The following is a 23844-nucleotide window of genomic DNA, read 5'->3' on the forward strand; positions in this document are numbered from 1 at the left end:
CCGACGGCAAAGGGGGCACCTCGGCATTATCCCTTAACAAACCCTTTCTCTTTCAGGTAAGCGGCCGCCACCTGTTTGGCGTCCTGGCCTTCCACAGCGATCTGCGCGTTGAGTTTTTGCAGCGTCGGCCCGTCCAGCGAGGCGAATACCGGCTTCAGCAGCTCAGGCAGATTGGCGTGCGCCTTCAGCGCCGCTTCGCGCACGATCGGCGCCGGCGCGTAGATCGGCTGTACGCCTTTCGGGTCCGCCAGCGTCTGCAGCCCCAGCGCCGCCACCGGGCCATCGGTGCCGTAGGCCATCGCCGCATTGACGCCGGAGGTCTGCTCCGCCGCCGCCTTGATGGTCACCGCCGTGTCGCCGCCGGCCAGGGACAGCAGCTGATCCTGATTCAGTTTGAAGCCGTAGGCGTTCTGGAACGCCGGCAGCGCATCCGGCCGTTCGATAAATTCCGCCGAGGCCGCCAGCTTGAACTTGCCGCCGCCGTTGATCCACTTGCCGAGATCCGCCAGCGTTTTGAGATGGTTGGCGTCCGCCACGTCCTGACGAATGGCGATGGTCCAGGTATTGTTGGCCGGCGCGGCGTCCAGCCAGACGATTTTGTTTTTGTCGTAGTCGAGCTGCTTCACCTTCTCGAAGCCGGCCTGGGCGTTCTTCCACGCCGGATCTTTCTCATCGGAGAAGAAAAATGCGCCGTTGCCGGTGTATTCCGGGTAGATGTCGATCTCGCCGGAGGTGATGGCGCCGCGCAGCACCTTGGTGGTGCCGAGCTGCAGCTTGTTGATGGTTTTAATGCCGTTGGCTTCCAGTACCTGCACGATGATGTTGCCGAGCAGAGAACCTTCGGTATCGATCTTGGAGCCGACGCGCACCGAGTCGGCCGCCTGCGCCAGACCGCTGGCGGCCAGCAGAGCCAGCGCGGCGGCAAAGGAACGTCCGCGTGATAAGGTGATTGCCATACTTTTCCTCTGGTTATATGTTTTCCGGCTCATGGGCCAGTTCGGTTGGAAAATCCTGAGAAACGCGCTTCCAGCGCGCAATAAATTTTTTCTTCGGCCGGGCACCGCGTTCCTCCCGCCGTTCGCCGGCGCTCAGCGGATGCACGCCGACGTCGATCGGCGTCAGCGCGTAATCGCGCAGCCACTCGCCATAACCCTGCGCGACGAATCCCTGGCTGCGGCGCTGATACGCCTCGCGTTCCGCCAGGTAGACTTCGCGCAGGCCATACCAGGGCAGGCCGGGCAGATCGTGATGCACTAAATGGTAGTTCAGATTGAGAAACAGCAGCCGCCACGGCCAGCCCGCCTCATTAATAATAGAACGTGCCTGCGGTGCGTCCACGGCGCGATGCTCAAAAAACGATCTTACCTTGGTCAGCGCCAGCGCCGGGTAGCTGATGGCCAACAGGTAAAACGCCGCGCCGATGCCCTGCATCTGCAGCCAGTACAGCAGCACCGCCAACAGCGACAGGTGCGCCAGCCACATCGCCCAGGCGCGCAGATCGCCCGCTGCAAGCGTCTTCACTGCGCCGAACAGCGTGGTGACGATATCCAGCGCCGGGCCGAGGAGCACCCGGCCGATCAGCGTATTGCGCACCGCGGCCAACAGCGGCAGCAGGCGGGGATAACGCCGCCACTGCGCGGCGCTGAAGTAGTAACTTTCGGGATCTTCATGCGGATCGGTCAGGTGATCGTTGCGGTGATGGCGCAGATGCGAATCCCGATACAGCCCGTAGGGATACCACACCGCCAGCGGCAACAGGCCGAACAGCTGATTGACGCGCGGCCAGCGCGTCGGATGGCCGTGGATCAGCTCGTGTTGCAGCGACATATACCCGGTGGTCAGCAGGATCAGCAGCGGTGCGCCAAGCCACGGACCCAGCGCCTGCCAATAATGCGCCACGCCGAACCAGCCGCCATACACTGCCGCCATAATCCCCCAAGTGGGCAGTTCCAGCCGCCAGTGCCAACGCTGATAAAGCCGCCGGATGCGGTCGCGTTGTTCGGGGTGCAAATAGTGGGCGTGGGACATGCTGCGGCTCGCGGTTGGGGAGTTTCCCCCCAGTATCCGTGAGCCGTAACGACGTTCAAAATAACGAAAATGGCAAAGCTAAGTGAAAATTCAGCGGGTTGCGTACGCGGCATGCGGCTCACACGCCACCGGGAAATTCACCGAGTTGGCGATAAAGCACAGGTGATGCGCCTGCTCGTGAAGCTGTTGCGCCAGCTGCAGATCGTCGCCATCGCGCACTGTGACCTGCGGCCGCAGCGTCACCGAGGTAAAAAAGCCGCCGCGCGCGGCGTCTTCGCGCATCACCCCCACGGCATCGTCCTGATAGGCCAGCACCGAAATCCCCGAGGTGGCGCACAGATGCAGATACCATAATTTGTGACAGGCGCTGAGCGATGCCACCAGCAAATCTTCCGGATTCCAGCGCGTCGCGTCACCGCGGAAGGCCGGATCGGCTGAGCCGGCGATGTCTGCCTTGCCCGCGGCGCCGATCAGGTGATCGCGCCCATAGGCGCGGTAATCTTCCGTGCCTGCCCCCAGGTTCCCTTGCCAGGTGACCGCCACCTGATAATGATGCTCGCCTTTCATGCCTTTTTCTCCCGTTGGCCGGCCAATGAAAAATCATCTTAATGCATGCCCGGAAAACACTATTGGCAGAAAAGCGTGAATACGCAAACGGCGAGACGAGAAAAAACGGGCCGCGCAAGCGGCCCGTCGGTCACATCCCTTTAGGGAACGAAATCGAGCACCACGGCGTTGAACAGCGCGTACTCGGTGGCGTTGGCCATCGGCGGAAACTGCGCGTGCTGCACCGCAGCGCTGGCCGCCGCGCACAGGGGCGCATCGCCCCTCACGATCTTGCTGCTCGCCAGCTTGCCGTCCGGCCGCAGCCGTATGCTGATGGTGCAGCGTTGGCCGCGCGCGTGCTCCGGCGAGCGCAGCTCGCGGCTCACCGCGTTATGCACCCGCTCCGGGTAACTGAGCTGCGTTGCGGCCAGTGCCGGGGTCTGCGGCAACGGGGTGCCGGTCTGATGGCCGGCCCCGGCGCCGCAGCCGCTCAGCAGCAACAACGCCAACAGGCTTAGTGTCTTTTTCATTCCCTATGTCCTTATTGGGGGATTTATCCTTATCGAGCGGCCCTCACTGCGCCGCCGGGTAGGCCTCGCCGTCGTCCGCATAGCGCTGCAGCCGCTCGCGCCACCACTTGGCCGCCAGGCCGCTGGCGCTTTCCCGCCAGCCGAAGTAGGCGATATCGCTGCACCGTTCCGATTCGACGCGTTTCGCCACCAGTTCGCCGCTGTTCAGGTAAGGTTCCGCCAAGGCGCGCGGCAGATAGCCGCAGCCCAGCCCGGCCAGCTGCGCCTGCAGTTTGGCGTCGAAACCGAAGACCGTCAGCGTATCCTGCTCTTCCAGCAGATTCAGGCTCTGCGGCGCGTTGACACGCGAAGTGTCGCGCACCACCACCGCCCGGTGCTGACGGATTTCGTCCTTCGGCAACGGTTCCGGCAATGCCGCCAGCGGATGCTGCGGCGCGACGGCGAACACGTAATCCAGCTGCCCCAGCCTGCTGAACGCATAGCCTACCCGTGACGGCGGCTCGCAGATGGCGCCGATGATAATGTCGGCGCAACCGTAAACCAGCGACTCCCAGGAACCGGCCAGCACCTCGTGGCTGAAACGCAGCCGGGTATGGTGATGCTGCCGATAAAACTCGTCGATCAGCGGCAACAGGCGGGCAAACGGGAAGGAGGCGTCGATCCCAAGCGTAATCTCGCTTTCCCAGCCGTTCTCCACATAGCGCGCCTGCTGTTCCAGATCCTGCGCCGCGCGCAGCAGCACCCGCCCTTTTTCCAGCATCAGCTTGCCGGTATCGGTGAACTTCGCCCGATGGCCGGAGCGATCCAGCAGGGTGATGTCGAGATCGTTCTCGAGCTTTTGCACCATATAGCTCAGTGCCGAAGGGGTTTTAAACAGTGCGGCGGCCGCGGCGGCGAAAGATCCGTGCCGGTCCAGCGCGTCCAAAATCAGCAGCGCTTCCAGGTTTAATCTCATGCTTTCTCCCGTGTATAAAAAAACTCAACAAGTCGGCAAAAATTCTGCGGTATCTTTGAAATCGCCCTCTGCCTACCATGGGTTTTATCGGCGTTACACTCATCAGATGTTCAACCGAAATATCACTGGGAAGGTAAATTATGTCCAAGTTTCAACTGCTTGATAAAGACAATTCCGCACTGATTTTTATCGACCATCAACCGCAAATGGCCTTCGGCGTGGCTAATATTGATCGTCAGCAACTGAAAAACAACGTTGTTGGTTTGGCGAAGGCAGGCAAGATTTTCAACGTCCCTACCCTTTTCACCTCGGTCGAAACCGAAAGCTTCAGCGGCTATATCTGGCCGGAACTGCTGGCGGTGCACCCTGAAATCACCCCGATTGAACGCACCTCGATGAACTCCTGGGAAGACGCGGCCTTCGTCAAAGCCGTGGAAGCCACCGGCCGCAAAAAGCTGGTGATCTCCGCGCTGTGGACCGAAGTCTGCCTGACCTTCCCGGCGCTGATGGCGCTGGAAGCCGGCTATGAAGTGTATGTGGTGACCGACACCTCCGGCGGCACCTCCGTCGATGCGCACGAACGTTCGATCGACCGCATGGTGCAAGCCGGCGCCGTACCGGTGACCTGGCAGCAGGTGCTGCTGGAGTACCAACGCGACTGGGCGCGCAAAGACACCTACGACGCGGTGATGGCGCTGGTGCGCGAACACAGCGGCGCGTACGGCATGGGCGTCGACTACGCTTACACCATGGTGCACCACGCACCGGCCCGCACGGTGAAATAATTCCCCTTGCCCCGGCCCCGCGCCGGGGTATTTTCAGGAGTCGGTTTTATGGCCCATCCGCAGCATGTCACGCTGGTGATCACCCACCGTTTGGCGCCGGGGAACGAGCAGGCCTATGAGGCCTGGCTGAACCGCATCATGCCGGACGCCGCGGGCTTCACCGGCCATCTGGGCGTCAACGTCATCCGCCCATCCGACAGCGAACAGGCCTATACGGTGCTGGTCCGCTTCGACAATCTCGACAATCTCTACCGCTGGCTCAACTCGCCGCTGCGCAAGCAATACATCGAAGAAGTCACTCCGCTGTTGCTGGAGAACGACCATATCGAGATCCGCCCCGGCGCGGAGTTCTGGTTTACCCCGCCCAACCCCGGCGTGCGCCAGCCGCCCCAGTGGAAGCAGTTCATCATCACCCTGCTGGTGATCTTCCCTTCCACCAATCTGGTGCCCTGGTTTTGGGGACTGGCGCTGCCGCAGCTGGACGGCACGCTGCTCGGCCATTTTCTCAATGACGCCACCGTGGTCGCCCTGGTGGTGTACCTGTGGATGCCTATCGTGACTCGCGTTTTTCATCAATGGCTGACCCGCCGCTAGGCGGTTCGCCGGGAGAATGTTATGAACCACCACGCTTCATTGATCATCACCAACGGCAAGTTTCACACCGTCGATCGCCAAAATCCTACCGCACAGGCGGTCGCCATCCGCGACGGCAAGTTTCTGGCGGTCGGCAGCGAAAGCGAAGTCATGCAGCACGCCGGGCCGGAGACCCAGGTGATCGATCTGCACGGCCACACCGCCATTCCGGGCCTGAACGACTCACACCTGCACCTGATCCGCGGCGGCCTGAACTATAACCTGGAGCTGCGCTGGGAAGGCGTGCCCTCGCTGGCCGACGCGCTGCGCATGTTGAAAGAACAGGCGCTGCGCACCCCGAGCCCGCAATGGGTGCGGGTGGTCGGCGGCTGGACCGAGTTCCAGTTTGCCGAACGCCGCATGCCGACGCTGGACGAAATCAACCAGGCGGCGCCGGACACGCCGGTGTTTATTCTGCATCTCTACGATCGCGCGCTGCTCAACCGCGCGGCGCTGAAGGTGGTCGGCTACACCAAAGACACGCCGAACCCGCCGGGCGGCGAGATCCAGCGCGACGCCAACGGCAACCCGACCGGCATGCTGATCGCCAAACCCAACGCCATGATCCTGTACGCCACGCTGGCAAAAGGGCCGAAGCTGCCGCTGGAACAGCAGGTCAACTCCACCCGCCAGTTTATGCGTGAGCTGAACCGTCTCGGCCTCACCAGCGCCATCGACGCAGGCGGCGGTTTCCAGAACTACCCGGAGGATTATCAGGTGATCGCCGAGCTGCACGAGAAAAAGCAGCTGACCATCCGCATCGCCTATAACCTGTTCACCCAGCGGCCGAAGCAGGAACTGGAAGACTTCGAGCTGTGGACCGACATGCTCAAGCCGGGCCAGGGCACCGACTTCTATCGCCACAACGGCGCCGGCGAGATGCTGGTGTTTTCCGCCGCCGACTTCGAAGACTTCCTGCAGCCGCGCCCGGATCTGCCGCCGGGCACCGAAGACGAACTGGAGCGGGTGGTGCGCCATCTGGTGGAGCACCGCTGGCCGTTCCGCCTGCACGCCACCTATGACGAATCCATCAGCCGCATGCTGGACGTGTTCGAGAAGGTGAACCGCGATATTCCGTTCAACGGCCTGCACTGGCTGTTCGACCACGCCGAAACCATTACCGAGCGCAATATCGAGCGCGTCAAGGCGCTGGGCGGCGGCATTGCAGTCCAGCACCGCATGGCGTTCCAGGGTGAGTATTTCGCCGACCGCTACGGCATCGAAGCCACCAAACATACGCCGCCGGTGGCGAAAATGCTGGCGGCCGAGCTGCCGGTCGGGCTGGGCACCGACGCCACCCGCGTCGCCAGCTACAACCCGTGGACGGCGCTGTACTGGCTGGTCTCCGGCCGCACCGTCGGCGGCATGGCGATGTACGACGACAGCGCCCGGCTGGATCGCGAAACGGCGCTGATGCTGTGGACCCAGGGCAGCGCCTGGTTCTCCACCGAACAGGGCAAGAAAGGCCAGATCAAGGTCGGCCAACTGGCGGATTTGGCGGTGCTGTCGCAGGACTACTTCAGCGTGCCGGAAGAGCAGATCAAAGGCATCGAGTCGGTAATGACGGTGGTGGACGGCAAGGTGGTCTACGCCGCCGGCAGCTTCTCGCCGCTGGCGCCGCCGCCGCTGCCGGTGCTGCCGGAGTGGTCGCCGGTCACCCAGGTGCCGGGCCATTACCGCTCCGCGCCGCCGTCGGCGGCGGCCCGCGTCGGGGTCGTGAGCCAGGCGCATCAATGCTGCGGCCCGTGCGGCGTGCACGCGCACCAGCATGACATCGCGCGCCGCTCCAGCATCCCGGTGTCGGACGAGAATGCCTTCTGGGGCGCTTTCGGCTGTTCGTGCTTCTCGTTCTAAGTTATCAAGCCAATAACTTATTATAAAATTAATTTAATAAGCTATTAAGCTAACAACATAATAAATTAATGGCGCTGTCCGCAGAGAGCGCCATTTCCTTTTCAATCGCGGTTGATCTCCAGCCAGCGCCGCTGCTCGGCGGAGGCGGCTATCGCGTCCAGCACGCACGACACCTTCCAGCCCTCTTCAAAGTCCGGCCACATGCGATCGCCCGCGGCGATGCCATTGACCAGATCGCGGATCTCCACCGTCTTCTGATCGTTAAAGCCGATGCCGTGCCCGGCGCTGATGCAAAACGCCGCGTAGTCCGGGTGCTTTGGCCCCACCAGCAGCGTCTTGAACCCCTGCCGCTCCGCCGGTTCATCGTGCCGATACAGTTTCAGCTCCGCCATCCGCTCCTGGGTATAGCTCAGCGTGCCTTTGGTGCCGGTGACCACATAGGTCAACCCCATCTTGCGCCCGCAGGCGATGCGCGAGGTTTCGATAGTGCCCATCGCCCCGCCGGCGAAACGCAGCAGCGCGCTGGCCTGATCTTCGTTTTCCACCGGGTGCAGCCGCGTCGGGTCCTGCGGATCCGGGCGCTGTTTGATCACGGTCTGCATATCGCCGGAAACCGCCACAATATCGCCCACCAGGTAGTGCGCCATATTGACGATGTGCGCCGCCAGATCCCCCAGCGCGCCTAACCCGGCGCTGGCGCGGCGGCAGTGCCAATCGATCGGCGTGCGCGGATCGGCCAGATAATCCTCATTGTGGGTGCCGTAAAAATGCACCACCTCGCCGATTTCGCCGTTGGCGATAATTTCGCGCGCCAGTTGGCTGGTGGGGTTTTTCATGTAGTTAAAACCGACCAGCGTTTTCACCCCCTTGGCGCGCGCGGCCTGCACCATCTCCGCCGCATCGGCGGCGTCCAGCGCCAGCGGCTTTTCCGAATACACGTGCTTGCCGTGACGGATCGCCGCCAGCGCCATCTCTTTGTGCAAGAAGTTGGGGGCGCAGATGTCCACCACATCGATCGCCGGATCGGCCACCAACTGCCGCCAGTCGCCGGTCGAACGCGCAAAGCCGAATTCGGCCGCGCGCTGCGCCGCCAGCTCGGGCGTCACCTCCGCCAGCATCTCCAGCACCAGTTCCCCTTTCAGAGGAAAGACCGTGGCGGCCTGCGCATAGGCGATAGCGTGACAACGCCCGATATAACCGGTGCCGATTAACCCAACGCGTACCTGTTTCATCATTTTCTCCCGTGACCGAAATTCTGTGTAGAACCAGGCGTCGCTCAATGAAACGCGCCGGTTGATAACGGGTTTATATGGAATATAAATTTCAATAACAAGCACACAGGAAAATAAAGTTCATATTCGTGATGCCGTTCATGAAACATTGACGGGATGATGCAACGAGGAAAGTTCGGACACGAAGGGACGTATCCGGACAAGATAAAATGAACCGTTTATTTCATATCACGGTAAACCGTTGGCGCCGTGCTGCACGTAGCCAGGGCGTTGCAGCAGGCGCTGCTGATAGGCCGCCAGCGCCGCATAATTCGGCCGCTCGAACGGCGTCATCAGCCAGCGGTTCAGCGACAGCCCCAGCACCACGTCCGCCAGCGTGAAGGCGGCGCCGGCGGCATAAGGGCCGTGCTGCGCCAAATGTGCGTCCAACAGGCCCATCAGCCGGTTCCATTCGCGCTCGGCGGCGGCCAGGCTGGCGGCATCCTGATAATCCGCATGCCCACGCACCCGCGACATGAACACGTAGCGCCAGGCGCCGTTCAGATCGGTGGCCTGCCAGTCCATCCACATCTCCACCGCCGCGCGCGCGCCGGGTTCCTGCGGCAGCAGATCGCGGCGCCCTTCCCGCCCCGCCAGATAGCGGCAAATGGTATTCGACTCCCACAGCACCCGCTCGCCGTCGATCAGCACCGGCACCAGGCCGTTGGGATTCAACGCCAGAAACGCCGGCTCCTGCGTGGAGCGAAAGCCGCTGCCCCAGTCTTCCCGTTCCAGCGCCAGCCCCAACTCCTGACAGGTCCATAACACTTTGCGCACGTTGATTGATGAAGCCTTGCCCAAGACTCTCAGCATCGGTTTTCCTCTTATCTATTCTTTCCAGAAAGGTTTACATCCTTCACGCAGCGCTTCTGCACGCGACAAACCAATATCGATCAGCCGTGCATCGTCCAGCAATAATAATTCTTTTCGCGTCCTGTAACGTTGCAGATACAGACGCCAGCGTGACCCGCCGAATGAGCGCCGCCGCGGCGCGCCAGTAAACAGAGCCATCTTGTTATTCCCCCTGATGTTTTCGCCTGGTAGTGATGATGCGCGCCAGGCAAAAAACAATACAGATTCACGCTGGCGCTATTTTTTTCATACAGCTGCGCCAAAAAACCCGCTGAATGGTTTATTTTGAAAGTATCTGTACCGGTTTTTTAATCCTTACCCCCGATGAGAGGCCTCTGTATGACACGCTACGCCACGCTGGCCGCCATTCTCAGCCAACGCATTCAGCAAGGGTTGTATCCGGCCGGCCATCGCCTGCCTTCGGTGCGCGCATTGAGCCAGGAGCACGGCGTCAGCATCAGCACGGTGCAGCAAGCCTACCGGCTGCTCGAGGAACAGCGCCTGGTGGAAGCGCGGCCGAAATCGGGCTACTTCGTGCATACGCGGCGCGCGCAGGCCGAGCTGCCCGCCATGACGGCGCCGGTGCAGCGGCCGGTGGACATTTCGCAATGGGAGCAGGTGCTGGAACTGGTGCGCAGCCGGCCGCGCGAAGGCCTGATCCAGCTGGGGCGCGGCATGCCGGATATCGCCGAACCGACGATGAAACCGCTGATCGTCGCCCTGCGCAACGCCGCCCGCCACGGCGACCTGCGCAGCCTGTATTACGACAGCATTCAGGGCGTGGCCGCGCTGCGCGAACAGGTCGCCCGTCTGCTGCTGGACTCCGGCTGCCAAATCGGCCCCGATCAGTTGCTGATCACCACCGGCTGTCAGGAAGCAATCTCCGCCGGGCTGCGCGCCGTTTGCCAACCCGGCGACATCGTGGCGGTCGATTCGCCCTGCTTCCACGGCACCATGCAAACGCTGAAGGGTCTGGGCATCAAGGCGCTGGAAATCCCCACCGATCCGCTCACCGGCGTCAGCCTGGCGGCGCTGGAGATGGCGCTGGAACAGTGGCCGGTCAAGGCCATCCTGCTGACGCCCAACTGCAATAATCCGCTGGGCTACATCATGCCCGACGCCCACAAACAGCGGCTGCTGACGCTGGCGCAGCGCCACGACGCGGCGATCATCGAAGACGATGTCTACGGCGACATCGCCTATCACTACCCGCGGCCGCGCACCATCAAGTCATTCGACGACGACGGCCGCGTGCTGCTGTGCAGTTCGTTTTCCAAAACGCTGGCGCCGGGGCTGCGCGTGGGCTGGATCGCGCCCGGCCGCTACCTGGAGCGGGTGCTGCACATGAAGTTCATCGGCTCCGGCGCCACCGCCACCCAGCCGCAGTTGGCGATCGCCGAATTCATCCGCAGGGGGCACTATCTGCAGCACCTGCGGCGCATGCGCGCCCGCTACCAGCAGAACCGCGACCGCATGACCGATCTGATCCTGAAATACTTCCCGGCCGGCACCCGCGTCAGCCGGCCGCGCGGCGGTTTTATGCTGTGGATCGAACTGGACGAAGCGTTCGACACCCTGCGGCTGAACCGCCATCTTGAACAGCAAGGCGTACAAATCGCCGTCGGCAGCATTTTTTCCGCCGCCGGCAAGTATCGCAACTGCCTGCGCATCAACTATGCGCCGACGCTGACGACGGAGATCGAACAGGCGGTACAGCGGGTCGGCGCCACCATCCAGGCGCTGATGCCGGCCGACAGTTTGGCGCAATCAGATTAAATCTTGACGCGATCGGATTATCGGCGCATGGACAGGCTGTTTTAGAGTAATGCCTTCTCTTACCACTGGCAGGCAACAACCATGAGCAGCGATCAAATTCCGGTTTCCAGCGCGCTGGCTGTGCGCCTCGCGGCGCTAGGTGTCGATCTCGAACGGGTCGGTCAGTTGGCCGGCTTGCCCGCCGGGCTGCTCAGCGAGCGGCGCATAAAAGTGCGGCTGACCACCCACCAGTTCTTCGCCGTCTGGCGCGCCCTCGCCCAACTGAGCGACGATCCCGCCTTTGGTCTGCGGCTGGGCGGCGACGTCGCGCCGGAGCATTACGATATCGCGTCAGTCGCCGCACTGCACTCCGCCACGATGGGCGAAGCGCTGCGCAAAGTCGCGCGCTACAAACGGTTGGTGTGCCCGGAAGAACTGATGCTGGAGGAAGACGGCGACAGTATACGGCTGCATACGCGCTGGACGATGATCGAAGACCATACGCCGGAATTATTGATCGATACAATGTTCGCTTCTATCACCGCCCTGTGCCGCCGTGGCACCGGCTTGCCGCTGCAGCCCAAGGCGCTTGAGGTGACACGCCGTCACGATCCCCACTCGCCGCTGTTGCGCCACTTCGGCTGCCCGGTGCGATTCGATGCGCCGCAGGACGTGCTGGTGTTCGATCGCGCGCTGATGCGGCAGCCGCTCATCACTTATGATCAGGACATGTTGGCGCAGCTGCTGCCGGAGCTGGAGGCCGAGTTGGCCGAGGTGCGCGCCGAGCAAAACTTACCGATGCAGGTGATGGCGATCCTCGGCCGCAGCATGCGCGGCCAGCGCCCCAGCGTCAACAGCGTGGCCGCTGAACTCTATCTCAGCCCGCGCACGCTGCAGCGCCGCTTGCAACAGCACGGCTACAGCTACCAGCAATTGTTGGACAAAACCCGGCACCGCACCGCCTGCCGATTGTTGGCGGAAACCGACCTTGAACCGGGCGAAATCGCCTTTGTGCTGGGATTCGAAGAGCTGAATTCGTTCAGCCGCGCCTTTATTCAGTGGGAAGCGCTGACGCCCAGCCGCTGGCGCACGCAGCGCGCCGCCGGCCAGTGGGAGAACAGAGCATGAAAGTGATTATTTTCGGCGCCAGCGGCATGGTGGGTCAGGGCGCGCTGCGAGAATGCCTGCGCGATCCGCGGGTCAGCGAAGTGCTCAGCATCGGCCGTCGCCCGCTGGCGCAAAGCCACGCCAAACTGCGCCAGCTCTCCCTGCCCGATCTGCGTGATCTGTCGGCGCTGGCGCCGCAGCTCGCCGGCTACGACGCCTGTTTCTTCTGCCTGGGGATTTCGTCCTCCGGCCTGAGTGAAGCTGAATATCGCGCGGTGACTTACGATCTGACGCTGGCCGCCGCCCGCCCGCTGGCGACGCTGAATCCGTCGATGGTCTTCGTCTACGTCTCCGGCCTCGGCACCGACAGCAGCGAACGCGGCCGCAGCATGTGGGCCAGGGTCAAAGGCGCCACCGAAAACGCGCTGCTGGCGCTGCCGTTCCACGCGGTGATGTTCCGTCCCGGCGCCATTGTGCCGCTGCACGGCATTCGCTCCAAAGTCCGCGCATACGATCTGATTTATCGGCTGTTCAAGCCGCTGTGGCGCGGCGCATTGCGGCTGTTTCCCGCCCGGGTAAGCAGCACCGAACGAATCGGGCTGGCGATGCTGGCGGTGGCGCGCCGGGAAACGGCCTTGCGCATCCTGGAGCCGCCGCAGATCAATCAACTGGCGACGCGCTGAAATACCGTCATCAACCGCCCCGCCGCCAATACTCCGCCACCCGGCGACGCAGATGGTCGATGCCCTGCGGATGATGAATGAACTGATCCACCGGCATCATCCGCCAGCGCTGTCCCTCGTCGCCGAAACGTATGGCGGCGATCTGCGCGGGGGCGATCTCGCCGGCCATGAACCAGGTCGGGGGATAGCCGGGCAGAATGCCGTCGTAGCGCCGCCGCCAGACAACCTGACGTTCGGCGATCGCCACGCCGAATTCTTCCTGCGTCTCCCGCTGCACGCACTGCAGCGGCGTTTCGCCGTTTTCCCGCCCGCCGCCGGGCAGATCCCACAGGCCGGGCCACGGAATGTCCGGTTTGTCGTCCCGTTGGTAAACCAACAAGAGATCGCCGCACAACAGTGCGATCTTGGCCCCGCCAAACGCCCAATCCGTCATGATTTCTTCGCTCCCGGCCCATTGCCTTTGACTGAACATCATACTTCATCCCCGCGCGGCCTGGTGTATAGTGAAAATCCGTTTTCACAACAGGCGAACAATAACGATGAACTCTCCGTTTCTGGTGACCCCTCAATGGCTTGCGCAACATATCAACGATGAAAATCTGGTGGTGATCGACGTCCGGATGTCGCCGGTGGGGCTAACGCCGAAAAAGGACATGCTTGCCGAGTTCGAACGCGGCCATATCCCCGGCGCGGTCTATTTCGACATCGACGACGTGGCGGACAAAAACACCACGCTACCGCATATGCTGCCAACGGCGGCGGAGTTTGGCGAGGCGGTGGGCAAGCTGGGCATCAGCGAGCGCGATACCCTGGTGATTTACGATGAGGGTAACCAGTTCTCCGCGCCGCGCGGCTGGTGGACCTTCCGCAATTTCGGCGCCCAGCATGTTTACGTACTGGACGAAGGGCTCAACGGCTGGACCGCGCAAGGCCAGGCGCTGGCAACCGGCCCGGCGCAGCCTGAACCGCAGACGTTTAACGCCCGGTTCAACGCCGACGCGGTGGTGGATATGCGGCAAGTGGAACAGGCGTTAGGCACACCGGTGCAAATTCTCGACGCGCGCGCCGCGCCGCGTTTCCATGCCGAAGCGCCGGAGCCGCGCCCCGGCCTGCACCGCGGCCACATTCCCGGCAGCATCAACATTCCGTACGGCGAGCTGCTGGAAAACGGCCGCTTCAAATCGCTGGAGGCGCTGCGCCAAACCTTCAGCGACAAGGGGGTGGACATCAACGGCCCGATCATCACCAGCTGCGGCTCCGGCGTGACGGCGGCGGTGCTGGCGTTTGGCCTGCTGTCGCTCGGCGCGCCGCAGGTCAAGTTGTATGACGGCGCCTGGAGCGAATGGGGCCAGCTGAGCGGCAAGCAGCCGATCGCCCAAGATTAGGTTTCGATCCGCTCGACCACGATCTGCGCCAGCCGCTGCACGGCGGCCGAAGGCTGATCCTCGGCGCGGTGCAGCACCACGCCGAGCTGGCCGAGAGCGGGCAGCAGATCGGGGGCCAGCGGCGACAGGCCGGGCGGTAAGCCCGCCGCCGTGCGTACCGTAACGCCCAACCCGGCGCTCACCGCCGCCCACACGCCGTTCAGGCTGCGGCTGCTAAAGGCGATGCGCCAGGGAATGCCGGCGCGATCCAGCGCCTGCGTCGCCGCGCTGCGCATCAGGCAGGGCGCGTCGAACATCACCAACGGCAAGGGTTCGTCCCCTTCTCGCCACGGCGCCAGCGCGAAGCCGGGCGACGCGATCCAGTGCAGCTGCCGCTGTCCCAGCGCCTGATGAAACGGCGTGCTCAGACCGCCATCCCACGCCAGCGACAGATCCAGCTGGCCTTTCAGCACCCAGTCGATCAGCTCGGCATTACGCGCGATGCGCGCCTCGATCCTCACCTTTGGATTGGCGCGCGCGAAGCTGCCCAACACCTGCGGCAGAAACGTCTCGCCGAAATCCTCCTGCAGCCCCAGCCGCACCGTGCCCTGCAGATCCAACCCGCGCACCGCGGCGGCGGCTTCGTCATTGAGCTCCAGCAGGCGGCGCGCGTAACCGAGCAGGGTCTCCCCCGCCTCGGTCATCACCATGCCGCGTCCGGCCTTGCGCAGGATCGGCGCGCCGACCTGCTGCTCCAGCTTTTTCAGGTGGGCGCTGACCGCCGACGTCGAACGCCCCAGCCGTTCAGCCGCCTTCGCGAAGCTGCCCAGCTCGACGCCGGTGACGAAGCTGCGTAAATCCTCGAGATCGAACGTGATTCGCCCCATGCTGACCATCCTGATTTTCTGAACTATCAATCAAAATAATACCGATTTTACTAATAAAGATGGCGTGTCACGCTCTCCCGGTCAATGTCTTTCAGGAGAATCCTTATGCTCGCGATGCAATACCGTTTCACCCTGCCCGCCGATTACGACATGGCGATCGTCCGCCGCCGCATCGCCGATGTCGGCCACCGGCTCGACGCCTGCCCGCAGCTGATCGTCAAAGCCTATCTGTACGCGCAGCGCAGCGAAGGCAGCGCCGAGAATCTCTACGCTCCCTTCTACCTGTGGAACAGCGGCGCCGGCATGAGCGACTTTCTGATCGGCGAGGGTTTCAGGGGCCTCAGCCAGGCGTTCGGCTGGCCGCGCGTCAATCACTGGCTGCCGTGGCTGGCGCATTTCGATCGTCCTCATCTGGCCGAGGCCGCCTGGGCGACCTGTCAGGAAAGGGCCATCGCCCCCTACAGCGATCTGCCTGCGCTGCGTCGGCAACAGCAGGCGGCGCCCGGCGCGCTGGCCTCCATCGTGGCGTTCGATCCCGCCGAGTGGCGGTTAGTGCGGCTGGATGTCTGGCGTGAACCGCCGCAGGCGCGGCCGCAAAACGGTCAACTGTTCCGCGTCGGCCATCTGTCCGCGCCCTTTGACCACACTGCGCCGCGGGTTGACAGCCAAACTTGATATTGATAATCATTATCAAAATTGCATATTCATTTGCGGCTCGCGGGATGCGGGCCGCTATCCGGGGTCAACCGTCATGTCGTCATCACCAATCACACCTTACGCCACCACCTGCTGCATCGTGGGAGGCGGCCCCGCCGGGCTGATGCTCGGCTATCTGCTGGCGCGGGCGGGGATCGATGTGACGGTGCTGGAGAAGCACGCCGACTTCCTGCGCGATTTTCGCGGTGACACCATTCACCCGTCGACGCTGGAAGTCATGCACCAGCTGGGCCTGCTCGACGAACTGCTGACGTTGCCGCACCAGCGTGCGGAGTCCCTGCACGCCGAAGTCGCCGGGCGCGACATCAAGCTGGCGGATTTCACCCGCCTGCCGACGCGCTGCAAATTTATCGCCTTTATGCCGCAGTGGGAGTTCCTCAACTTTTTGGCCCAGCAGGCCGCCGCCTTCCCCAACTTCAGGCTGCTGACCTCGACGCAGGTTCACCAACTGCTGTACGACCGCGGCCAGGTGTGCGGCGTGCTGGCCGACACGCCGGAAGGCCCGATCCGCGTGCGCAGCCAGTTGGTGATCGGCACCGACGGCCGCAACTCGGTGGTGCGCGAACAGGCGGCGCTCAGCAGCCGATCCTTCGGCGCGCCGCGCGACGTAGTGTGGATGAAGCTCAGCAAGCAGCCGGGCGATCCGGCCTGGTCGATGGGCCACACCGGGCCGAAACAGAACTTCATCATGATCGATCGCGGCGACTACTGGCAGTGCGGCTATTCGATCGACAAAGGCAGCTTCGACGCGATCCGCCGCAGCGGGCTGGAGAAATTTTTGCTGCACCTCGCCGAGGTGGCGCCGTTCCAGGACGATCGCCTGCAGGAGATCGTCGAGTGGGATCAGGTAAAACTGCTGAGCATTCGCATCGATCGTCTGGATCGCTGGGCCAAACCGGGGGTGCTGTGCATCGGCGACGCCGCGCACGCCATGTCGCCGATCGGCGGCGTGGGCGTCAACCTGGCGATTCAGGACGCGGTGGCCGCCGCCAACGCTCTGATCCCGCCGCTGCGCCAGCATCGGCTGCAGCTGAAGCATCTGCTGAGCGTGCAGCGCCGGCGCGAATTTCCCACCCGGGCCATCCAGTTTCTGCAGATCAAAATGAGCCAGCGCAAACCGGGCGAACGCCGCGCGGCGGGCGGCTCGCGCCTGATCGCCCGCGTCGGCAACAGCCGCTGGCTGCCGCGCCTGTTCGGCCGCATCATCGGCCTCGGTTTTCGCCGTGAAACGCCGCAGCATCTGTCCAACGAAACCTGCCCGCCGGAATAGCATTGGTGATTTTTTCATCGCGCCGTATAATGGTTAAATCGAACGATTTAATTAACTGGAGCGATTAAATGTACGCACTCACCGCGAACGAGGCCAAAACCCAATTCGGCGATTTGCTGCTCAAGGCGCAGCGTGAACCGGTGCAAATCAATCGCAACGGCAAACCGGTCGCCGTCGTCATGTCTGTAGAAGATTACCAGGCGCTGGAAGATCTCAAATTAAGCGCACTGCAGCAAAAAATCGCGCAGGCTACCGCCGAGGAAGACGCCGGTAAGGCGGTAGACGGCGATGCCTTCTTCAACCGTCTGCTCACCGATGAAACAGACTGAGATGCCCGCGTTTCGCCTCACCCCGCAGGCCCAACAAGATCTGCTGGCTATTCGTCATTTCACCATCGAGCACTGGGGCCAAGCGCAATCTCGCCGCTATCTTGAGCAGTTGAGAGAGGTCATGCATCATTTGGCAGATATGCCGGAAGCGGGTAAAGCTCACTTCCACGATCTGGGCGAAGAGATACGCAGTTTTCCTTACGCCAGCCATAGGATCTACTACCGCAACCGCCCTGCCGGCATCACCGTTCTCGCCATTCTGCATCAGGCGATGGTGCCTCACCGGCATCTGGAACAACGGCTGTAATTTTTCTTACTCAAAGGGGCACTGATGTTCACCGTTCGTCAGGCATTGCTGGAAGATTTAACCCTGGTGCGCGATATCGGCATCCGCACCTATCGCGCCCACTTCGGTGAGCTGTGGCGCTACCCGCACGAGCTGGAAGCCTTTCTGGCGGAGGATTTTTCCGTCTCCGCACTGGAACGGACGCTGCGCGATCCCGACGTGTGCTGGCTGTTGGCCTATGAGAATGACGCCCTCGTCGGCTATGCGCGGCTCAACGTCGACAGCCTGCTGGCGCCAACGCAAACCCGCGGCGCAGAGCTGCAGAAAATCTATTTTCTGCCGGGCCATGCCGGCAACGGCTATGGCCAGCGCCTGTACGAACAGGTGCAGCTGCGGGCCATCGAGCGCCGGCAAAAAACGCTGTGGCTGGAAGTGCTGCAACGCAACACCCGCGCCCAACGTTTTTATCAGCGTCAGGGATTGAGCATTTGTGGCGAGACCTGCTACACCAGCGCCCAGGGCTCGATAGGCATCTGGTATATGAGCAAGGCGCTGTAACCGCGCCCCGCTCCGCCGTCGTTTAGCGCGGCTCCCGCTGCAGCATCAGGAACAGCAAGGCAAACGCATTGGGCGCCAGGTAGATCAGCGCCCCCAGCTGCACCGCCAGCGGATCCTTCTTGGCCTGCCAGGCCATGAACCAGTCGCCGGCGACCACCATAAAACCGACGCCCCACACCGCAATTGCGCAAAGCGCCCCCAGCATCGCCCAGGCTTTGCCCTTGGCGAAGGCGGCATAAGGGCCTTTCAATCGCCCGATCATCAGCGCCACGCCCGCGGCCGCGAATAGGCCGGCCAGCGTTTCCAGCGTGGTGATGACCGCCAACCCCAACATGCAGGCCCAGTCGGCGCGGATCGCGCGCCACATCAGCCCCGGCGTTTGATAAGTATCCTGCATGGCGAGCAGCGGCCCCACCGCATTGCGCGCGGTGCCGGCGAAATCCGCCGTATTGTTCAACAGGCTAAACAGCCCCCACAGGGCCGGAAACAGAGACAGGACGATGCAACCGAGGCGTGACACAGTGATTTCGTTCATGGTTATCCTTAATGAATAAACGGGTGGCTCCCGTCCTCATGACGGGACCGCTATTGAGATCCTGATAGTTTGACGTGCACAATGTAAGAACTAATCTTACAATGACGCAGCATAGCCGAAAGTGAGGAGGAACAATGGGCAGAACACTAACGGTAGATCTGGGTGACGAACTGCGTAGCTTCGTCGAAGACCTGGTGGCCAGCGGCGATTACCGAACGCCCAGCGAAGTCATCCGCGAATCCGTGCGCACTTTGCGCGAACGTACCGCCGCCTCAAAACTGGAAGAGCTTAGGCGCTTGATCGCCGAAGGAGAGAACAGCGGCGAAGCCGTCGAATGGGATCGTGATGTGTTCATGGAAAGAATACGGAGCAAAGCAAAAGGATGCGCAGGAGAGTAACCGTTCGTCCAAAAGCGTTGGACGATATGGAAGAGATCTATTTTTACGGGTTGGCGCACTTTGGCTTGCAGGTGGCCGAAGATTATCTGCGCCGCCTGCATCAGGCTTTCGATAACCTTAGCCACCACCAACTCGGCAAAAACATCGATGCAATCGGCCCCGGCCTATGGGTATTGCCCGTCGCCAACCACCTGATTTATTTTCGACAGCACAGGCGGGAGGTGAATATCATCAGAGTGCTGCATCATTCCCGCGATCCGCTCAGCCAATCCTTTTTCAGCTGACCCAACGTTAAATCGCCACCAGCCCGCGGACGCCGTCCTGTTCCATATTGCTGCCGGCGCCGCGCTGCACGATGCTGCCGCGCGACATCACCAGATAGCTGTCCGCCAGATCGGCGGCGAAGTCATAGAACTGCTCCACCAGCAGGATCGCCATATCGCCCCGCGCCGCCAGCTGTTTGATCACCGCGCCGATCTCCTTGATCACCGAAGGCTGGATCCCTTCCGTCGGTTCGTCGAGGATCAACAGCTGCGGCCGGCAGGCCAGCGCCCGGCCGATCGCCAGCTGCTGTTGCTGCCCGCCAGAGAGATCGCCGCCGCGCCGATCCTTCATTTGCCGCAGCACCGGAAACAGTTCATAGATCGGATCCGGCACCGCGCGCGCGTCGGCGCCGGAAAAACGCGCCAGCCCCATCAGCAGATTTTCCTCCACCGTCAGGCGCGGGAAAATTTCCCGCCCCTGCGGCACATAGGCGATGCCCGCCTGCACCCGCTGATACGGCTTTTTACCGGTGATGGCTTCGCCCCGCCAACGGACGCTGCCGCTGCGCGCCGGGACCAACCCCATCAGGCATTTCAGCAGCGTGGTCTTGCCCACGCCGTTGCGCCCCAGCAGGCAGGTCACCTCGCCGATGCGCGCCTCGAACGACAGGCCGCGCAGAATGTGGCTGCCGCCGTAATATTGATTCAATTCCTCTACCTGCAGCATGATTACGCCTCCTCAGCGCCCCAGATATACCTCAATAACTCGCTCATCGGCCTGCACCTGCGCCAGCGATCCTTCCGCCAGCACCTGCCCCTGATGCAGCACCGTCACGCGATCGGCGATGGTCTCCACAAACCCCATATCGTGCTCCACCACCATCAGCGAATGCTTGCCCGCCAGCTCGCGGAACAGTTCGGCGGTGTAGTCGGTTTCGGCGTCGGTCATGCCGGCCGCCGGCTCGTCGAGCAGCAGCAGGTGCGGCTCCTGCACCAGCAGCATGCCGATCTCGAGAAACTGTTTCTGCCCGTGGGACAGCAGCCCGGCGGGCCGGTGGCGTTCATGCCCCAGCCGCAGGGTCTTCAGCATCTCGTCGATGCGGTCGCGCTGTTCGCTGCTTAAACGGGCGCGCAGGCAGGCCCATACCGACTTGCGGGTTTTTTGGGCGATCTCCAGATTTTCGAACACCGTCAGCGCCTCGAACACCGTCGGTTTTTGAAACTTGCGGCCGATGCCGGCATGGGCGATCTGCATCGGCGCCAGCCGGGTCAGATCGACGGTCTGGTCGTAAAACACCCTGCCGCTGTCCGGCCGGGTCTTACCGGTGATCACATCCATCAGCGTGGTCTTGCCGGCGCCGTTGGGGCCGATCACGCAGCGCAGTTCGCCGACGCCAATGCGCAGCGACAGATCGGTCAGCGCGCGAAAACCGTCGAAGCTGACGTTGACGTTGTCGAGCTGCAGCACCGGATCGGTTTGCTGCCGGTATTTGTCCGCCGGCAGCGGGTGGGTAAACAGCTCGTCGGTCACTTGCATCGCCTTCATGAGCTTTTCCTCCGGCGCAGCAGGCCGATCACCCCTTTGGGCAGAAACAGCGTGACGACGATAAACATCAGGCCGAGGAAGAACTGCCAGTATTCGGGAATGGCCATGGTGAACCAGCTCTTGGCGCCGTTGACGATGCCGGCGCCGAGCAGCGGCCCCACCAGGGTGCCGCGCCCGCCGAGCGCCACCCAGATGGCGGCCTCGATCGAGTTGGTCGGCGACATTTCGCCGGGATTGATGATGCCGACCTGCGGCACATAGAGCGCGCCGGCCAGCCCGCACAGCACCGCCGACAGCGTCCAGACGAACAGCTTGAAGCCCTTCGGATCGTAGCCGCAGAAAGTCAGCCGGTTTTCCGCATCGCGCACCGCGGTCAGCACCCGGCCGAACTTGCTGCGCGCCAGCGCAAAGCCGATGGCCAGGCTGGCGGCCAGTAGCAGCACCGTCGCCAGGAACAGCGCCACCCGCGTGCCGGCGGCGGTGATGGGAAAGCCGAGCAGCGTGGTGAAACCGGTAAAGCCGTTATTGCCGCCGAAGCCAGTCTCGTTGCGAAAGAACAGCAGCATGCCGGCATAGGTCAGCGCCTGGGTCATGATCGAGAAATACACCCCTTTGATTTTCGAGCGGAAGGCGAAGTAGCCGAACAGGAAGGCCAGCAGGCCCGGCACCAGCACGATCAGGCACAGCGCCCAGGCGAAATGCTGGGTGCCGCTCCAGAACCACGGCAGCTCATTCCAGGAGAGGAACGCCATAAACGCCGGCAGCCCGTCGCCCGCCGCCTGCCGCATCAAGTACATGCCCATGGCGTAGCCGCCGAGCGCGAAGAATAGCCCGTGGCCGAGCGACAGCAGCCCGGCATAGCCCCACACCAGATCGAGCGCCACCGCCACCACCGCGTAGCACAGGATCTTGCCCGCCAGCGTCAGGGTATAGGTGGACACCGCCAGCGGATGATCCGCCGGCAACAGCGTCATGAACGGCATCACCAGCAGCGCCAGCAACGCCAACCCGCCGATGCTCAACGCCAGCCGGGGCGCTTTCTGCACGCCGGTTACGGTCAATGGTTGGCTCATCAGTCAATCACCCTGCCCTTAAGGGCGAACAGCCCCTGCGGACGCTTTTGAATAAACAGAACGATCAGCACCAGGATCAGGATCTTGCCCAGCACGGCGCCGATCTGCGGTTCGAGGATCTTGTTGACGATGCCGAGACCGAAGGCCGCCGCCACCGTCCCCGCCAGTTGGCCGACGCCGCCGAGCACCACCACCAGGAACGAGTCGATAATGTAACCTTGCCCCAGCTCCGGCCCGACGTTGCCCAACTGCGACAGCGCCACCCCGCCAAGCCCGGCGATGCCGGATCCCAGCCCGAAGGCCAGCATGTCCACCCGGCCGGTGGGCACGCCGCAACAGGCCGCCATCGCGCGGTTTTGCGTCACCGCGCGCACGTTCATGCCGAGCCGGGTCTTGTTCAGCAACAGCCAGGTCAACGCCAGCACCAGCAGCACGAACGCGATCACCGCGATGCGGTTCCACGGCAACACCAGATTCGGCAACAGCTGCACGCCGCCCGACAGCCACGCCGGGTTGGCGACCTCGACGTTCTGCGCGCCGAACAGCACCCGCACCAGTTGGATCAGCACCAGGCTGATGCCCCAGGTGGCCAGCAGGGTTTCCAGCGGCCGGCCGTACAGGTGGCGGATCACCGTACGCTCAAGCGCCATGCCGATCCCGGCGGTGATGGCGAACGCCACCGGCAGCGCCGCCAGCGGATAGAGCGCCAGCCACTGCGGCGCAAATTGCTGAAACACCCCCTGCACCAGATAGGCCGAATAGGCGCCGAGCATCAGCATTTCGCCGTGCGCCATATTGATGACGCCGAGCAGGCCGTAGGTGATCGCCAGGCCGAGCGCCGCCAGCAGCAGGATCGAACCGAGCGACAGGCCGCTGAACGCCTGGCCGAGCAGATCGCCGATCATCAGGCGGTGCTGCACGCGCTGCAGGCTGCGTTGCGCCTCGGCGCGCACCGCGGCGTCCGGCTCATTGGCCGCGTCGGTCAACGCCTGCAGCCGCGCGCGGGTTTCCGGCTCGCCCGATTCCCCCAGCAGCCGCACCGCATTGAAACGCACCTGCGGGCTGGCGTCGGCCAATTGCAGGTTCGCCAGCGCAATGCTCAGCGCATCGCGCACCTGCGGGTCTTTCTCCTGCGCCAGCCGCCGGGTCAACAGCGGCAGCTGCTCGCCCTGCGCTTCGCGCTGCAGCGCGGTCGCCGCCTGCAGCCGCACCGCCGCGTCCGCGCTGACCAGCCGCTGCGCCGACAACGCATTGGCGATCAGAATGCGCAGCCGGTTGTTCAGCCACACCTTCTTCGGCTCGCCAACCGGGGCCGCCTCACCTTCAAGCGGCAGATAGCGATCGCCCTGGCGGATAAAGGCGCGCTTCGCCTCGTCGATCGCCACGGTTTCCTGCTGCAGCCCCTGCAGCAACGGCAGGCGCGCAGGATCCGGCTCGGCCGCCCACGCCTGCAGCAGTTTGGCCTGCTGCGCGCGATTGGCCGCCGCGAACTCATCGGCCGGCCCGGCCTGCGCCAGCAGGGGCCAGGCGCACAACAGCCACAGCCCGGCGCGCAGAGAGGATAAAAACGGAGATTGCATCAGCTGCCTCTTCTGTTGGGCCGGCGCGCGTCGAGCCGC

The 23844-nt window shown here is 63.1% G+C and carries 29 protein-coding genes; 14 read left to right on the forward strand and 15 right to left on the reverse strand.

The window, feature by feature from the left end; all coding sequences use genetic code 11:
* Positions 1-26: 26 nt before the first annotated feature.
* The 5 genes from osmF to ACJ8KE_RS10920 all read right to left on the reverse strand — a co-directional run bounded on the left by osmF (position 27) and on the right by ACJ8KE_RS10920 (position 4059).
* Positions 27-956 carry a glycine betaine ABC transporter substrate-binding protein OsmF gene (gene osmF, locus ACJ8KE_RS10900; protein ID WP_274985295.1) on the reverse strand — a complete coding sequence of 310 codons (930 nt, stop codon included), beginning with the start codon at positions 954-956 and terminating at the stop codon, positions 27-29.
* 13 nt (positions 957-969) lie between these two features.
* A complete protein-coding gene (locus ACJ8KE_RS10905; protein WP_016928559.1) occupies positions 970-2028 on the reverse strand; it encodes a fatty acid desaturase in 1059 nt (352 codons plus the stop codon).
* 90 nt (positions 2029-2118) lie between these two features.
* Positions 2119-2595, reverse strand: a complete 477-nt coding sequence (locus ACJ8KE_RS10910; RefSeq protein WP_079449513.1) for an OsmC family protein — start codon at positions 2593-2595, stop codon at positions 2119-2121.
* 140 nt (positions 2596-2735) lie between these two features.
* On the reverse strand, positions 2736-3104 hold the full coding sequence (locus ACJ8KE_RS10915; protein ID WP_016928561.1) for a cell envelope integrity TolA C-terminal domain-containing protein: 369 nt from the start codon (positions 3102-3104) through the stop codon (positions 2736-2738).
* 43 nt (positions 3105-3147) lie between these two features.
* On the reverse strand, positions 3148-4059 hold the full coding sequence (locus ACJ8KE_RS10920; RefSeq protein ID WP_079449514.1) for a LysR substrate-binding domain-containing protein: 912 nt from the start codon (positions 4057-4059) through the stop codon (positions 3148-3150).
* A gap of 140 nt (positions 4060-4199) precedes the next feature.
* On the opposite strand from ACJ8KE_RS10920, the gene ACJ8KE_RS10925 reads away from it, so the two are divergent.
* From ACJ8KE_RS10925 to ACJ8KE_RS10935, 3 genes are read left to right on the forward strand one after another with little or no spacing between them, the layout of a single operon-like run.
* Positions 4200-4844 (forward strand): hydrolase, encoded by a 645-nt coding sequence (locus tag ACJ8KE_RS10925; RefSeq protein ID WP_004939390.1) that lies wholly within the window; start codon positions 4200-4202, stop codon positions 4842-4844.
* A 48-nt stretch (positions 4845-4892) separates the two neighbouring features.
* On the forward strand, positions 4893-5438 hold the full coding sequence (locus ACJ8KE_RS10930) for an antibiotic biosynthesis monooxygenase (RefSeq protein ID WP_033640957.1): 546 nt from the start codon (positions 4893-4895) through the stop codon (positions 5436-5438).
* A gap of 21 nt (positions 5439-5459) precedes the next feature.
* Positions 5460-7331 carry an amidohydrolase gene (locus ACJ8KE_RS10935; RefSeq protein ID WP_079449515.1) on the forward strand — a complete coding sequence of 624 codons (1872 nt, stop codon included), beginning with the start codon at positions 5460-5462 and terminating at the stop codon, positions 7329-7331.
* Positions 7332-7432: 101 nt separating this feature from the next.
* Here the strand turns inward: ACJ8KE_RS10935 and ACJ8KE_RS10940 are convergent, their stop codons facing one another.
* From ACJ8KE_RS10940 to ACJ8KE_RS10950, 3 genes are all read right to left on the reverse strand, one after another.
* Positions 7433-8563, reverse strand: a complete 1131-nt coding sequence (locus tag ACJ8KE_RS10940) for a Gfo/Idh/MocA family protein (protein ID WP_033640958.1) — start codon at positions 8561-8563, stop codon at positions 7433-7435.
* A gap of 228 nt (positions 8564-8791) precedes the next feature.
* Positions 8792-9415: a glutathione S-transferase family protein gene (locus ACJ8KE_RS10945; protein ID WP_016928566.1), complete on the reverse strand. Its 624-nt coding sequence runs from the start codon at positions 9413-9415 to the stop codon at positions 8792-8794.
* Between the two features lie 15 nt (positions 9416-9430).
* Positions 9431-9613 carry a DUF1127 domain-containing protein gene (locus ACJ8KE_RS10950; RefSeq protein ID WP_016928567.1) on the reverse strand — a complete coding sequence of 61 codons (183 nt, stop codon included), beginning with the start codon at positions 9611-9613 and terminating at the stop codon, positions 9431-9433.
* A gap of 180 nt (positions 9614-9793) precedes the next feature.
* Here ACJ8KE_RS10950 and ACJ8KE_RS10955 point away from each other — a divergent pair, with 180 nt between their 5' ends.
* The 3 genes from ACJ8KE_RS10955 to ACJ8KE_RS10965 all read left to right on the forward strand — a co-directional run bounded on the left by ACJ8KE_RS10955 (position 9794) and on the right by ACJ8KE_RS10965 (position 12999).
* On the forward strand, positions 9794-11230 hold the full coding sequence (locus tag ACJ8KE_RS10955; protein ID WP_318669893.1) for an aminotransferase-like domain-containing protein: 1437 nt from the start codon (positions 9794-9796) through the stop codon (positions 11228-11230).
* Between the two features lie 81 nt (positions 11231-11311).
* Complete coding sequence (locus tag ACJ8KE_RS10960; RefSeq protein ID WP_016928569.1) at positions 11312-12337, forward strand: AraC family transcriptional regulator; 1026 nt, start codon at positions 11312-11314, stop codon at positions 12335-12337.
* Positions 12334-12999 carry an epimerase gene (locus tag ACJ8KE_RS10965; RefSeq protein ID WP_016928570.1) on the forward strand — a complete coding sequence of 222 codons (666 nt, stop codon included), beginning with the start codon at positions 12334-12336 and terminating at the stop codon, positions 12997-12999. Before ACJ8KE_RS10960 ends, ACJ8KE_RS10965 begins: the two co-directional genes overlap by 4 nt.
* Positions 13000-13009: 10 nt before the next feature.
* On the opposite strand, the gene ACJ8KE_RS10970 is transcribed toward ACJ8KE_RS10965, so the two are convergent.
* The gene (locus ACJ8KE_RS10970; RefSeq protein ID WP_028127917.1) at positions 13010-13432 is read right to left on the reverse strand and encodes an NUDIX hydrolase; all 423 of its coding nucleotides are present in this window, start codon (positions 13430-13432) and stop codon (positions 13010-13012) included.
* Positions 13433-13538: 106 nt separating this feature from the next.
* Here ACJ8KE_RS10970 and sseA point away from each other — a divergent pair, with 106 nt between their 5' ends.
* On the forward strand, positions 13539-14384 hold the full coding sequence (sseA, locus tag ACJ8KE_RS10975) for a 3-mercaptopyruvate sulfurtransferase (protein WP_016928572.1): 846 nt from the start codon (positions 13539-13541) through the stop codon (positions 14382-14384).
* On the opposite strand, the gene ACJ8KE_RS10980 is transcribed toward sseA, so the two are convergent.
* Entirely contained in the window at positions 14381-15250 is an 870-nt protein-coding gene (locus tag ACJ8KE_RS10980; protein ID WP_016928573.1) for a LysR substrate-binding domain-containing protein, read from the reverse strand. The two genes, sseA and ACJ8KE_RS10980, sit on opposite strands and share 4 nt — an antisense overlap.
* A 105-nt stretch (positions 15251-15355) precedes the next feature.
* Here ACJ8KE_RS10980 and ACJ8KE_RS10985 point away from each other — a divergent pair, with 105 nt between their 5' ends.
* The 5 genes from ACJ8KE_RS10985 (at position 15356) to ACJ8KE_RS11005 (ending at position 18410) form a co-directional block, all read left to right on the forward strand.
* On the forward strand, positions 15356-15925 hold the full coding sequence (locus ACJ8KE_RS10985; RefSeq protein WP_016928574.1) for a DUF4865 family protein: 570 nt from the start codon (positions 15356-15358) through the stop codon (positions 15923-15925).
* 76 nt (positions 15926-16001) lie between these two features.
* Entirely contained in the window at positions 16002-17237 is a 1236-nt protein-coding gene (locus ACJ8KE_RS10990; RefSeq protein WP_442517241.1) for an FAD-dependent oxidoreductase, read from the forward strand.
* Positions 17238-17305: 68 nt separating this feature from the next.
* Complete coding sequence (locus ACJ8KE_RS10995; RefSeq protein ID WP_016928576.1) at positions 17306-17566, forward strand: type II toxin-antitoxin system Phd/YefM family antitoxin; 261 nt, start codon at positions 17306-17308, stop codon at positions 17564-17566.
* Position 17567: 1 nt separating this feature from the next.
* A complete protein-coding gene (locus ACJ8KE_RS11000; protein ID WP_028127915.1) occupies positions 17568-17873 on the forward strand; it encodes a type II toxin-antitoxin system RelE/ParE family toxin in 306 nt (101 codons plus the stop codon).
* Positions 17874-17897: 24 nt separating this feature from the next.
* The gene (locus tag ACJ8KE_RS11005; protein WP_016928578.1) at positions 17898-18410 is read left to right on the forward strand and encodes a GNAT family N-acetyltransferase; all 513 of its coding nucleotides are present in this window, start codon (positions 17898-17900) and stop codon (positions 18408-18410) included.
* Positions 18411-18432: 22 nt separating this feature from the next.
* Here the strand turns inward: ACJ8KE_RS11005 and ACJ8KE_RS11010 are convergent, their stop codons facing one another.
* Complete coding sequence (locus ACJ8KE_RS11010) at positions 18433-18945, reverse strand: DUF2165 family protein (RefSeq protein ID WP_033640967.1); 513 nt, start codon at positions 18943-18945, stop codon at positions 18433-18435.
* 134 nt (positions 18946-19079) lie between these two features.
* Between ACJ8KE_RS11010 and ACJ8KE_RS11015 the strand changes: the two genes are divergently transcribed.
* Both ACJ8KE_RS11015 and ACJ8KE_RS11020 read left to right on the forward strand, forming a co-directional pair.
* The gene (locus tag ACJ8KE_RS11015; protein WP_004939442.1) at positions 19080-19343 is read left to right on the forward strand and encodes a type II toxin-antitoxin system ParD family antitoxin; all 264 of its coding nucleotides are present in this window, start codon (positions 19080-19082) and stop codon (positions 19341-19343) included.
* Entirely contained in the window at positions 19328-19627 is a 300-nt protein-coding gene (locus ACJ8KE_RS11020; RefSeq protein ID WP_042783942.1) for a type II toxin-antitoxin system RelE/ParE family toxin, read from the forward strand. The genes ACJ8KE_RS11015 and ACJ8KE_RS11020 overlap by 16 nt, the downstream gene beginning before the upstream one ends.
* A 7-nt stretch (positions 19628-19634) precedes the next feature.
* Here the strand turns inward: ACJ8KE_RS11020 and urtE are convergent, their stop codons facing one another.
* From urtE to urtB, 4 genes are read right to left on the reverse strand one after another with little or no spacing between them, the layout of a single operon-like run.
* Positions 19635-20333, reverse strand: a complete 699-nt coding sequence (urtE, locus tag ACJ8KE_RS11025) for an urea ABC transporter ATP-binding subunit UrtE (RefSeq protein WP_117287008.1) — start codon at positions 20331-20333, stop codon at positions 19635-19637.
* A 12-nt stretch (positions 20334-20345) separates the two neighbouring features.
* On the reverse strand, positions 20346-21152 hold the full coding sequence (gene urtD / locus ACJ8KE_RS11030; protein ID WP_015377102.1) for an urea ABC transporter ATP-binding protein UrtD: 807 nt from the start codon (positions 21150-21152) through the stop codon (positions 20346-20348).
* Entirely contained in the window at positions 21149-22225 is a 1077-nt protein-coding gene (gene urtC, locus ACJ8KE_RS11035; protein ID WP_025302022.1) for an urea ABC transporter permease subunit UrtC, read from the reverse strand. The genes urtD and urtC overlap by 4 nt, the downstream gene beginning before the upstream one ends.
* Positions 22225-23805, reverse strand: a complete 1581-nt coding sequence (urtB, locus tag ACJ8KE_RS11040) for an urea ABC transporter permease subunit UrtB (protein ID WP_079449520.1) — start codon at positions 23803-23805, stop codon at positions 22225-22227. The genes urtC and urtB overlap by 1 nt, the downstream gene beginning before the upstream one ends.
* Positions 23806-23844 lie beyond the last annotated feature (39 nt).

It is taken from the genome of Serratia sp. CY56464 (genome assembly GCF_052168435.1).
Classification (GTDB): domain Bacteria; phylum Pseudomonadota; class Gammaproteobacteria; order Enterobacterales; family Enterobacteriaceae; genus Serratia; species Serratia marcescens.